Source organism: Psychrobacter sp. PP-21 (assembly GCF_033790785.1).
Taxonomy (GTDB): domain Bacteria; phylum Pseudomonadota; class Gammaproteobacteria; order Pseudomonadales; family Moraxellaceae; genus Psychrobacter.
In genome coordinates this window covers 1-12,087 of record NZ_JAMYEB010000015.1, presented here as the reverse complement: position 1 = coordinate 12,087, position 12,087 = coordinate 1, and the positions used below count along the sequence as shown (strand labels likewise).

Sequence of the window (12,087 nt, the reverse complement as noted above, 5' to 3'; positions counted from 1 at the left end):
ACAGCAAAAAGCGCCACTATTTGCGGCGCTTTTTTTAGGTCTTACTCATAAAATGTATAAGCTAACTCAGATGTTTTACTAATTAAAATCTTTTAATAGTAGCGGCATTGGCTCTTTTCGATTTCAGGACTTTCTTTATATATCTTCAGTAGTAGTGCAACCATCACTAGGCTGATCAACATCGAAGATCCACCATAACTAAAGAATGGCATAGTGAGGCCTTTGGTTGGAATGGCACCCATATTCATCGCCGCGTTAATAATGGTCTGCGCAATAAATACCACACCGATACCAAACGCCGTATAACTCATGCGCATTTGACGACGTTTGAGTGCGTTGTAACTGATGCGCATCGCACTACCAATGATCAGTGCTTCGAGCACCAACACCATGCTGACCCCAACAAAGCCTAACTCCTCACCCGTAATCGCCAACAAAAAGTCAGTATGAGCCTCAGGTAAATGCGATAGTTTTTGTACGCTTTCGCCATAGCCGACACCCGTGAACTGTCCACGCCCAAAAGCAATCAAACTACGTGCTAACTGGTAGTCAGTATCTTGCACATCATCAAATGGATCCATAAACGACATGACACGCACCAATCGGTACTCTGCCGTAGTCACCATCAGTACAGCACCGCCAATAGCCGCCGCACCTAATGCTAAGAAGTGCTTGTAAGGGGCACCAGCGATATAAAAAATCGCGAATAGTGTCCCTAAAATAACGACAAACGAGCCAAAATCAGGCTGTGACAAGAGCAGTATCGTGATTAGCGCTACCACCAGCATAATTCGCAAAAAACCATCAAGGCCATTACGCACCTCAAACGAGCGGCGCACCACAAAGTCAGAGACAAATACAATCATGACCAGCTTGGCCAACTCTGCGACCTGAAAGTTAAAACCGCCTAGCGTCAGCCAACGCTTAGAACCATTGATAGGTGTACTAAATAGCGTTGCCACTAACAACAGACCTGTGATACCTAGTAAAAGAAATTGGGTTTCAGTCTTATAAAGCGTTCGCAGCGACACACTATAATAAGGGATAAATGCGACGATCAAACCAATCATCATGTACAACAGCTGATTTTTGAAAAAATACAGCTCTGTCATACCGCGGCTGAGCGCAAAAGGAATAGAAGCAGATGCGACCATCAGCAAACTAAGCACCATCATGCAGCCTACGCTCGATAGTAAAATTGCACGTGCTGATGGCATAGAAAGCACACCATCTGTGCCAGAGGTTTGCTTGGTCTGAGACGAGGAACGAAAAAAAGAAGAGAGCGCCATAATTTTATATACACTAACGAACGAAGAAACACGGCGTCTATAAAACGCCACCGTTTAAAAAATGATAAAGTAAATCGTACCAGATCGAGGATGATAGGACAGTCATGAGCATCAAAAGATGCGTGAACTACCACCTATCTAAGCATCAAACCAGTTATGGTGACAGTAGCAGCAATCTATAAGCAAAACAATCGTTTATAAAGAAAATACCATCTACTACCACAACGACTGAGCTGACTGATCAGAGCGTTTGGCTGATCGAGACTTTTAGCTGATAATCGTGTTATCTGATTGTGCCGTACCTAACTGTTCGACCAATTTACTAAAGTGCTCGCCGCGAGCAGCATAGCCACTGTATTGATCAAAGCTCGCGCAGGCAGGTGATAACAGCACCGCTTGTACTTGTGACAGACTGCTTGTCGTCACTTGCTGGACCGTTGCAAACGCATTTTCTAGTGTCTGGCATTGGTGTAATGCGACATCATCACTGAGTTTGGTCGCTCGCAAATGCTGCTCAATCTGTTGTCCATCCTCACCGATCAGTAGTACCTGACTCACGTATTGGTTAATAAAAGAAGTTAACTCACCAAATTGCTGACCTTTACCTTGCCCACCCAAAATCAATAGCAGCTTGCCATCTTTTGGGGCATAGACCGCGCCCAACCCTTCGATAGCCGCCATAGTAGAACCGATATTGGTGCCTTTAGAGTCGTCAAAATAATCAATGCCAGCAACGTTCCCTACATATTGGCAACGATGCTCAAGTCCTGAGAACTGCTGCAGCGTATCCAGCATGCTTTCAATAGGCAACCCTGCAAGCTCGCCGAGCGCTAAAGCGGCCTGCGCGTTTAGCAGATTATGACGACCTTTAATCAACAGTTTGTCTGCCGACAGTAACCGTTCTGTACCACGCGCCAAATAAGTCTGACCTTCCGTATCGGTAATAAGACCGTACTGGCCTTTATCAGGAGCGTGAATACCTGTGCTGATTCTTGGTAGGTTGTCTGCCACTAATGGACGGGTGAGCGCATCTTCACGATTAATGACTACTGATTTGGCGCCCTGAAAGATACGATGTTTGGCTTGATGATAACCAAGCATATCACCGTGACGATCTAAATGATCGGGCGACATATTGAGTACCGTCGCGACTTTTGCACCTAAATTAGTAACGGTTTCTAGCTGAAAGCTAGACAACTCTAACACGGCCAACTCCATATCCGTATTATCAAGCAAAGTCAGTGCTGGCACGCCAATATTGCCACCGACACCCACATTAACGCCAGCATCTGCTGCCATTTGCCCAACTAAGGTAGTCACGGTACTTTTGGCATTAGAGCCTGTGATGGCTACTATCGGTACTGTACATGCGCCACAAAACAGTTGAATATCACTGACGACTGGAATGTTAGCTCGGCGGGCTGCTGCCACGGCATCGGTTTCAAGCGAGATACCTGGGCTGATAATAATACGTGCTGCTTGCTGTAGTAGCTCTGCATCGATCGCCCCAAACTGACGAATTTCAATGTCAGCTGACAGTTGATCCGCAAGCTTAGGCGCGGCTTGTGCATCTGTTACTGCTACTTGATAACCTTGCTTGGCAAGATAGTGCGCTACCGATAGTCCAGACTGTCCCAAACCGACCACGACCTGTAGACCGTTGCCCTTATGAATCAAGGTTTCTGTTGCGGTATTGGCGGTCATATCTATTCCTTCTGTTAGACGAACAAAGTAGTGGCAAGAAAAACAAGTGGGTAGCGACTTTCGGTGACACCCTCACGATGATAGGCATCATAACGGTATCGTTCAAATTTGGGTAATGATTTTTTATGACTTTGTGCTATTATTCGCCTGTTTTTATATTCAGTAGCTAATGCTATAATGGCTGACTTGATTGGTATGTGACATTGTTATGCAATAAGGCGCTACGCCTGATTATTTTAGTTTAGCATGTTGTCACATTTATCGCGCTATTGTCACGTCTCTTTAGCACTGATTCGTGTGTGGTAACTTTATGTCAGGCAACAATCGTTGTGTGGCAAATTATTTATCACCCTCTACTACAGCAAATAATTGCTGATTCTATGCCTTATCTTGGGTGTTTTATTCAATAGCCTATTTTAAGCAACCCAGTCCAAACCATATTTTTAGGTCATCTTACTGTCTTCATCATATTTATTATTGATGAGCGTATACGCGATACCGAAAAAATGAGTAGACATACTTATTATTGACCTTGCACATTCCAACACAGCAACATGACTCAGTGCATGTTGACGTAAAAGACAAATGAATAGCTATTATTAGCGACGCGATCATTTTATAAATGAGTAATGATTACTTTTTTTGCCTCTAACCCTATGTAGTTTACTTATGACATCTTTTATTGATAACTTGCGTGACGAGTGGTTTTCCAATGTTCGCGGCGACGTTTTATCGGGCTTAGTCGTAGCCCTAGCACTGATTCCAGAAGCCATTGCCTTTTCTATTATCGCGGGTGTTGATCCAAAAGTTGGCTTGTATGCCTCATTTTGTATCGCCGTCGTGATCAGTTTTGTCGGTGGACGTCCAGGGATGATTTCGGCAGCGACAGGGGCTATGGCATTGGTCATGGTTGATTTGGTTGCCGATCATGGTTTGCAGTATCTGCTTGCTGCTACCCTGTTATGCGGTGCCATTCAGGTCGTAATGGGCATTCTAAAGCTGGGCAATCTGATGCGTTTTGTCTCGCGCTCAGTGGTTATTGGCTTCGTCAACGCACTGGCGATATTAATATTCGCCGCGCAACTGCCTGAGCTAAACCCCATGACCGAACGTGTCGGTATGACGGTTTATATCATGACAGCCGTGGGTTTAGGAATTATTTACCTGTTCCCACTTATCCCTAAAATAGGTCGTGTGATTCCTTCTCCATTGATTTGTATCGTTGGATTGACCGCTGTTGCCATGTATATGAATCTTGATATTCGCAACGTTGGCAGCATGGGTGATTTGCCAGATTCATTGCCAGTATTTTTGCTGCCTGATATCCCATTGAACTTGACGACACTACTTATCATCGCGCCGTATTCTATTGCGCTTGCTATTGTTGGTTTATTAGAGTCTATGATGACAGCAACCATCGTCGATGAGTTGACGGATACACCCAGTGATAAAAACAAAGAATGCCGTGGTCAAGGTATGGCTAACGTGGTATCAGGGTTTTTCGGTGGTATGGCAGGCTGTGCGATGATTGGTCAGTCTATGATTAACGTAAAATCTGGTGGACGTACACGACTGTCTACGTTGATGGCTGGTGTCGTCTTACTGATTATGGTGGTGTTTTTGAGTGAATGGGTCAGCCAAATTCCAATGGCTGCGCTAGTTGCCGTTATGATTATGGTATCGATTGGTACGTTTAACTGGCAATCTATTCGCGAATTCAAAACGCATCCTATGTCGTTCAATATTGTGATGCTGGCGACAGTATTGACTACGGTCTTTACTCATAACCTGGCTTATGGCGTTGGTGTTGGTGTGCTGCTATCTGCCTTGGCATTTGCCAATAAGATTGGACAGTTCTTGACCATCTTTAGCGAGTACGATGACAGTAGCAATACCCGTTACTACTATGTTCAAGGTCAAGTATTCTTTGCTTCTACGACACAGTTCTTAAATAGCTTCGATACTAAAGAAGCCGTAGATAGCATTCAGATTGATGTCAGCCAAGCACATTTTTGGGATGTGACAGCTGTGGATACTTTGGACAAACTGGTCATGCGCTTGCAACGTGAAGGTATTGATGTCAAAGTGGTAGGACTCAACAATGCGAGTCGCACACTGATTGACCGCTTCTCTGTTCATGATCGCCGAGATATTGGCTTATTAGATTAAGCCAATATTTATCAGCCTTGCTATACAAATGCGTAACAAGGTTTTGTAGATTGATACATGGTGTGGATTGATATATGAATAGGCGGCCATAGTGGTTATCAGGGTTGAGTATGATGGTTATGCTTAGCCCCGAACTGAGTGGCCAATTTTTATTATTAAAATGATGTGGTCGTTTTATGAGTAACTTAAAACCAGATAGTGTGATTGCTTGCTTGGACTGTCCCGATCATGTTCAAGCGGTACTAGAGGCAAGCATGTGGGCTTCTACCCGTCTGCAAGCACCTATTGGACTATTACACTCTGCACCAAGCTTACAACAAAAAGCTGCGGTCAATTATTCTGGCTGTCTCAATATAGATGATGAGAATGCATTGCTTGAGCAATTCACAAGTAAAGAGCATCTAAGCAACTGTGAGCTAAAGGCACAAGGCAGACTGCTACTCTCTCAAGCGACCACTTATTGTGAACAGCAGCGCCGCAAGCTTAAAACGTACACCTTACATCGTCATGAACACCTAAACCAAAGTATCGATTATGTTGATGACAAAGCCCAATTGATCGTTATTGGTCATCATGTTACCTGCAAATCCACCCTAAGTCAGCTTATCAGAGTCAGTCACTGCCCCATTTTGGTGACACATGCACCATTTTTGACCCCTACTACGGCTTTATTTGCTTTTGACAACAGTCCAACCTGCCATAAACTACTCAATTGGCTATGTAAGACGCCACTTGTACGTGCCTTAACCGTACATATTGTTATGGTTGGTAGAGAAAATTCTGATAACTGTGATGCCCTGCGTGAAGCTTATGCAAAGCTCAAGCAAGCAGGTATTAAGTCTAAAAAGACACTACTCGACTGCCGTGATGTCGCGGCGGCCTTAAATTACTATCAGAATCAAAACGACATCGGTCTGCTCATGACAGGCGCCTTCGGTCAGTCTCGTCTGCGTGAATTACTACAAGGTAGCGATACCAAAAAACTGCTAGTCAGTACCAAAACGCCGTATCTGCTATTCCCTAAAGCGTAAGTACGCTGCTGCATGCACCCCCTATATCTAAGTACAGAGCACCCGTTACCTTGCTGGCGCTCTGCTGCTTATATCTGTTTTATATTTATCTTCTGTTTATAGCTTCCTCGCAAAAACCCCTTTTGATTGCCGAACTCAAGTTAGCAAATCGTCACATGAAATACGGGGATAGCTTCCCCAAGCACTCAAAAAGTTGGTTATAATAAAGTTATCATTAACCAAACGCTGAAGGTTGATTTACTTTTATTACTTCTATAACGAGGGTTCTCATTGTTGTACCGTCGATTGTATCCTCTATCGGAATGACGGTTGTTTTTGAACGGACACGTCCAATTTACTTCCCCTTGAGTAAATTGGCACAGTTCTTGAATGACTTACCGTAAGCAAGGCAGAGATACGACGATGCACCATAATGCCTCTATCAATCTGCAGCATCACACAAATAAGGAATTTTTTTATGAAGCTAATCACTGCGATCTTAAAACCGTTTAAGCTCGACGATGTGCGTGAAGCGCTTTCTGACATCGGTGTCAAAGGTGTTACTGTCACTGAAGTCAAAGGTTTCGGTCGTCAAAAAGGTCACACAGAGCTCTATCGCGGCGCAGAATACGTGGTGGACTTTTTACCTAAGGTAAAAGTTGAAGTTGCTGTGATCGACGAGATGGTCGACCCTGCTATCGAAGCCATCACTCGCATCGCTAGTACTGGCAAGATTGGTGACGGCAAAATCTTTGTTACTGCACTTGAGCAAGTCATTCGTATCCGTACAGGTGAAACCGGACCGGATGCTATCTAGATTTGAGGCCATATCTATAAAAGGAGATTTGTAGATATAGGTTCTTACAGCACTTTTATCTATCGGTTATACCGATATCTATATTGTAAATTCAAGGGGAATGTAAATGGAAAGTCAAATCTTTGAGCTCCAGTATGCGCTCGATACGTTTTACTTTTTGATCTGTGGGGCGTTGGTCATGTGGATGGCCGCTGGCTTCACTATGTTAGAGGCCGGACTGGTCCGATCAAAAAATACGGTCGAAATCTTAACTAAGAATGTCGCGTTATTTGCAACGGCCAGCATTATGTACATGGTATGTGGTTACGCTATTATGTATGGTGGCGATCTGTTCTTAAGCGGAATTGCAGGCGGTGACACTTTAGTAGAAGATGCGTTGGCAGCCTCTGCCGAAAATGGCTTTGGTGGCGACTCCGTTTACTCTGCAGCCTCAGACTTTTTCTTCCAAGTAGTGTTTGTAGCGACCTGTATGTCAATCGTTTCAGGTGCCGTTGCTGAACGTATGAAATTATGGGCTTTCTTATTGTTTGCAGTCGTCATGACTGGTGTTATCTATCCATTAGAAGGTAGCTGGACTTGGGGTGGTAACGATGTCTTTGGGTTATTTAACCTAGGTGACATGGGCTTCTCTGACTTTGCAGGCTCTGGTATCGTTCATATGGCAGGCGCTGCTGCTGCCCTAGCTGGCGTACTACTATTGGGCTCACGTAAAGGTAAATACGGTCCTAACGGTGAAATACGTGCCATTCCTGGTGCCAATCTACCACTTGCTGCACTTGGTACATTGATCTTATGGATGGGTTGGTTCGGCTTCAACGGCGGCTCAGTACTTAAACTTGGTGATATCGCCAGTGCCAATGCTGTTGCCATGGTATTCTTGAACACTAATGCTGCTGCTGCTGGCGGTGCTGTTGGTGCCTTGATCTTAGCCCGCATCATCTTTGGTAAAGCGGATCTAACCATGCTCCTAAACGGTGCATTAGCAGGTCTAGTTGCCATTACTGCAGAGCCTTCAACCCCTTCTGCACTACAAGCCACTATCTTTGGTGTCATCGCTGGTATCATCGTCGTGTTATCAATCTTAGCCTTAGACAAAATCAAAATTGATGACCCAGTAGGTGCAATCTCAGTTCACGGTGTTGTTGGTCTATTTGGTCTACTAATTGTACCAATCACCAACCCAGCATCTACCTTTATTGGTCAGATTGTAGGCGCCGCGACTATCTTTGCTTGGGTATTCATTGCTAGCCTAGTGGTCTGGGCAATCATAAAAGCAGTTATCGGTCTACGTATCTCTGAAGAAGACGAGTACGAAGGTGCTGACATTGCTGAATGTGGTATGGAAGCTTACCCAGAATTTATTAGATAAGCTCTCTCACAAGCCAAATATGAGTCTTAAATGCGCTGATACTACCTACTGTAGTGTCAGCGTTTATTATTTTAATCAACAAGAAACTTCCCCTACTAAACCTTCAATATAAAACTTACTTATTGAACCTAGCAAACAAATCTAGAATAAAAAAAATCCCGCAACACCTTTCGGTGATGCGGGATTTTTTTTATTAAGTTAAGACTTGATGATTGGTTCTCAATGCTGGTTTATTTCTTTTTCCATTCTTGACTACGAGAGAATGGACCAATATAACCTCTTAGCTTCAATGTGTTGCCGCTTAAGTTTGCAGTCATACGGTAATCTTTACCTTTTTCAGGGTCAGTGATCGTACCACCACTATATTTACCACCACCGTCAGACTTCAGACCTTTGATAATAGTCGTACCAACGTGCTTCTTACCTTTGGCTGAATTAGTAGCAACAAGCGTACCTGTCAATACACCGTTTGACTCAGTGATTTTTACAGTACCTTTTGGCTTACCTTCATCATATGTCTGCCAAGTTGTGTTGGCTAATGGATCAGCGGCAAAAGCCATGCTAGCGATACCAATACCAGCAACTGCTAAAGTGGTTTTTGTAAATAATTTCATAGATTGACTCCCTTCATACGATGATTGCTCGAAACATTATGTTTCCGATGTCCTATGCTTATCCTTTGCTAGAATCTTTTATTATGAGTTTTGGGGTATTTACCTAATTACTTGCGTCTTAATTAGATATTACCGCAATTACTCATAAGGTTTTGTTCAAAGATCTGAGCGACATAAGCGATGTCTTGATTCATTATAAGCAATTTTTTAGCTTTGCCTAGTAATTTTTTTATACTTTATTATTTCTGGAAAAATAAAACTATATCAAAGACTTACAGGAAAGGATTGTCGATATCTTTGCCTAGCTGGTCATCATTTTCTTTTGACTTACTGTCGTTATTACTATAAAGGCTATTGACCTGAAAAGCGTCAACAATCCTACCAGTTAGCTCATGTAACTTCTGGGCTTGCTCATATCCTGACGCATCTAAAGTCAGATCAATATCACCATAAATTATAATTTTGTCTTCTTGGTTTTCAATAACCAGCTCGCCTATCTGCATGCTTTGGTGGTTGTTTGCGAATGGCTCAATCATGTGTTCATCCTCAGTATTAGTATGCTGTAGCGCAGTTATATTCTTTCATACGTCGATATTTTCAAAGTACTTTACGCTTTTAGCTGTGCAATTAACCATTCTAAAATAGCCCATACAAATAACATCCAGTCAGGCTCTTCGTCTGTAGCGTCAGGTGTATCTAAGCGCTCCCCTGCTTTTAGTGGTAAATCAAACGCTTGTGTTTTTGTTTGGGTGTCTAACATTGGTAAGACGTCGATACCCGTTTCAGCCGTTAACTCATCAATGCTAATAACATCGATACGTTCTGATTCATCATTGGGTGCGTAATACACCCCAGCTTGATTGGTTGCGGGAATATATACCGCTTTGAAAAAGTGGCTAGGTACCAGTACGCGGTTCGCAAGTTGCTTGGTTTTGCTATTAGTGAATGCTACACCTGTGATGGTATAGACCTCACCGTATTGCTGCGTTAAATATCGAGTAGCCGATTCAATATTACGCCAGATATAACGATTGTTGCGCGGTGACTGCGGCGCGATATTGGCCAGACTGAAACTATCATATTGCTGACTACGCGTTGCCATGTCGGCATTGGGTGCGAGATGTCCGCGATCATAACCTGAACCTGAATAGTCAGATAATGACGCGCGTGCTGACTCCGGGAGCTTACTTTCTTCGTGAAAACTGTCTTCACGGTCGATTTGTTTTGCTTGCTGTAGGCGTGTCCGATCTAGATACTCTGCTGACCATAGTGGTGTGCGTGATACACCAGAGTACATGACAGCAAAACCATCCATACATAGTGCTTGTGTCTGATTACTCAGTTTGGTATTGGTAAATTCAGGATAAATACCACCATAAAAAGATTGGCTACACTGGCTGAAGTCATCAGCATATGCCTGAGTAGACATACCTATCGTAACAGTCACTATCGCCGTCAGCACGCTATGTTTAAGTCCACTTTTGGACTTACTGAAACTTATCATTCAACTCTCAACCATTTATACTTGCTATTACATACTTGCTATCCTATCAGGCGACCACCAATAAAGAAAGATAGTGCGCAAGTCGTGACATTTTAAATGGTATCCGCTATACTTAGGCGTTCAAAAAACGGTGAAGTGGGTGAGTGGCTGAAACCGCACGCCTGGAAAGTGTGTATACGTTCATAGCGTATCGAGGGTTCGAATCCCTCCTTCACCGCCAATCTTATCTATTTTGATAAAAGCCCCAGTTTTTCTGTTTTGTCTTACTCTATCCTAAATAAAATTCAAACACTTCAATAGTAAGACTGTCAGTCTATACTTGTCATTTGATGCTGCCTGAATCGTTATTATCTTATCTTATCTTATCTATCAAAAAAACCAACAATAAAGCATATTGCTGGCTCATACCATTCATCTATCGCTGCTAATATCCAAACCTACAGCTACTTACTGCCTATACATCTCTTCATTGCTTCTTTTTCACTGTCACTTAGATTCGTATATAACTTGTTCAGACCCAAGTTGATGCGACATTCGCGTCTGATTTTTCGTATTTCAGAAGATACGACTGGTTTTGGAGTCGTGTCTACTGCTTCTGCAAAGGCAATACTCGGTACCATTGCATTGGCTGAGTAGCCTATTGCACTGAAAAAGATGGCAAATAGTATGAATAAAGTTTGTTTCATTGGTGCTCTCAGTCGATTTTTGAGATAATTATTTAGGACAATCAGTGGATATTTGGCATCATTTTTTTGGTTGGAAAGCATTACTTTGAATAACTAGCGCACGTAGATGATGTTAATAATACTGCCCTTTATCATAGCTAGTCCCTATGTTAAGTAGCTTGATGAAAGTTTAAGAAAGGTAACGATTTTTGAGTTCAACTGGCGCTTACAGACATACAAGTACGCGGTAGTGACAAACGAGGAAGGATATCGATAGATAGCTTTTTATTTATAAATATATACTGAGAATAAGGATACGGCTTACAAATAAAACGTAACCGTTATACCACTGCCGCTCCAAGATAGATCTAAGATAGCTATTTTGGAGCGGCATTTATGATGGTCTTTTAAGTATTCGTTCAGCGCTTATAACGCATCTACGGTATAGCGTACGATAACTTCATTATCGAGTACGACATTGGTTGACCAAATGAATTGGGCATCTGCTTTTTCATTATCAAAAATATCTATGAAATTGGTATAAGCTGATTTGTTGTCTACCCCAATGGTTTGGTTATTATAAGTAGTAGCGTTTGGCCAACTAGAGTCATCAAAGTCTGCTTGTTGCCAGTTGGTAGGCAATTCCCAGTGCAGTCCATAATTTGCCGAACCGTCTTGCACATTAGCTGTGGTAACACAATTACTAGATAGTCGCTCGCTACCTGACTCACTAACACAGGACAAGTCTCTAATCGGGGCGGTATAAAAGGTTTGTGCTTTCCAGTTTTCATCAGTCTTGGCGATGATGCTATTGTCTTTATGGGAGTTTCCTAAAAACTGTGTAACTGCTTATAATCCATTAACAGGAGAATAAGCAATGACGACTCAATCTGACATTAAAAAACTAGCCGAGCAAATGGCTGGTAGCATGAACAGCTTCGATGAC

10 protein-coding genes, 1 tRNA gene and 1 pseudogene are annotated in these 12,087 nt (G+C 42.8%); 6 read left to right on the top strand and 6 right to left on the bottom strand.

What is annotated here, in order from left to right; all coding sequences use genetic code 11:
• Nucleotides 1-92 precede the first annotated feature (92 nt).
• The gene (gene ftsW, locus NJD71_RS10860; RefSeq protein WP_319051990.1) at nucleotides 93-1,289 is read right to left on the bottom strand and encodes a putative lipid II flippase FtsW; all 1,197 of its coding nucleotides are present in this window, start codon (nucleotides 1,287-1,289) and stop codon (nucleotides 93-95) included.
• 267 nt (nucleotides 1,290-1,556) lie between these two features.
• A complete protein-coding gene (gene murD / locus NJD71_RS10855) occupies nucleotides 1,557-2,993 on the bottom strand; it encodes a UDP-N-acetylmuramoyl-L-alanine--D-glutamate ligase (protein WP_319051989.1) in 1,437 nt (478 codons plus the stop codon).
• A gap of 669 nt (nucleotides 2,994-3,662) precedes the next feature.
• Here murD and NJD71_RS10850 point away from each other — a divergent pair.
• The 4 genes from NJD71_RS10850 (at nucleotide 3,663) to NJD71_RS10835 (ending at nucleotide 8,358) form a co-directional block, all read left to right on the top strand.
• A complete protein-coding gene (locus NJD71_RS10850; protein WP_319051988.1) occupies nucleotides 3,663-5,162 on the top strand; it encodes a SulP family inorganic anion transporter in 1,500 nt (499 codons plus the stop codon).
• Nucleotides 5,163-5,338: 176 nt separating this feature from the next.
• Nucleotides 5,339-6,193 carry a universal stress protein gene (locus NJD71_RS10845; protein ID WP_319051987.1) on the top strand — a complete coding sequence of 285 codons (855 nt, stop codon included), beginning with the start codon at nucleotides 5,339-5,341 and terminating at the stop codon, nucleotides 6,191-6,193.
• A 457-nt stretch (nucleotides 6,194-6,650) separates the two neighbouring features.
• Entirely contained in the window at nucleotides 6,651-6,989 is a 339-nt protein-coding gene (locus tag NJD71_RS10840) for a P-II family nitrogen regulator (protein WP_201556743.1), read from the top strand.
• A gap of 106 nt (nucleotides 6,990-7,095) precedes the next feature.
• Nucleotides 7,096-8,358, top strand: a complete 1,263-nt coding sequence (locus tag NJD71_RS10835; protein WP_319051986.1) for an ammonium transporter — start codon at nucleotides 7,096-7,098, stop codon at nucleotides 8,356-8,358.
• A gap of 230 nt (nucleotides 8,359-8,588) precedes the next feature.
• Here the strand turns inward: NJD71_RS10835 and NJD71_RS10830 are convergent, their stop codons facing one another.
• The 3 genes from NJD71_RS10830 to NJD71_RS10820 all read right to left on the bottom strand — a co-directional run bounded on the left by NJD71_RS10830 (nucleotide 8,589) and on the right by NJD71_RS10820 (nucleotide 10,476).
• On the bottom strand, nucleotides 8,589-8,972 hold the full coding sequence (locus NJD71_RS10830) for a DUF2147 domain-containing protein (protein WP_319051985.1): 384 nt from the start codon (nucleotides 8,970-8,972) through the stop codon (nucleotides 8,589-8,591).
• A 272-nt stretch (nucleotides 8,973-9,244) separates the two neighbouring features.
• Complete coding sequence (locus NJD71_RS10825; RefSeq protein ID WP_319051984.1) at nucleotides 9,245-9,508, bottom strand: hypothetical protein; 264 nt, start codon at nucleotides 9,506-9,508, stop codon at nucleotides 9,245-9,247.
• Nucleotides 9,509-9,579: 71 nt separating this feature from the next.
• Nucleotides 9,580-10,476 carry a DNA/RNA non-specific endonuclease gene (locus NJD71_RS10820; protein WP_319051983.1) on the bottom strand — a complete coding sequence of 299 codons (897 nt, stop codon included), beginning with the start codon at nucleotides 10,474-10,476 and terminating at the stop codon, nucleotides 9,580-9,582.
• Between the two features lie 129 nt (nucleotides 10,477-10,605).
• Here NJD71_RS10820 and NJD71_RS10815 point away from each other — a divergent pair.
• A tRNA-Ser gene (locus tag NJD71_RS10815) sits at nucleotides 10,606-10,696 on the top strand.
• An 871-nt stretch (nucleotides 10,697-11,567) separates the two neighbouring features.
• On the opposite strand, the gene NJD71_RS10810 is transcribed toward NJD71_RS10815, so the two are convergent.
• Nucleotides 11,568-11,822 carry a hypothetical protein gene (locus NJD71_RS10810; RefSeq protein ID WP_319051982.1) on the bottom strand — a complete coding sequence of 85 codons (255 nt, stop codon included), beginning with the start codon at nucleotides 11,820-11,822 and terminating at the stop codon, nucleotides 11,568-11,570.
• Between the two features lie 196 nt (nucleotides 11,823-12,018).
• Here NJD71_RS10810 and NJD71_RS14015 point away from each other — a divergent pair.
• Nucleotides 12,019-12,087, top strand: a pseudogene (locus tag NJD71_RS14015) (transposase); the annotation flags it as partial.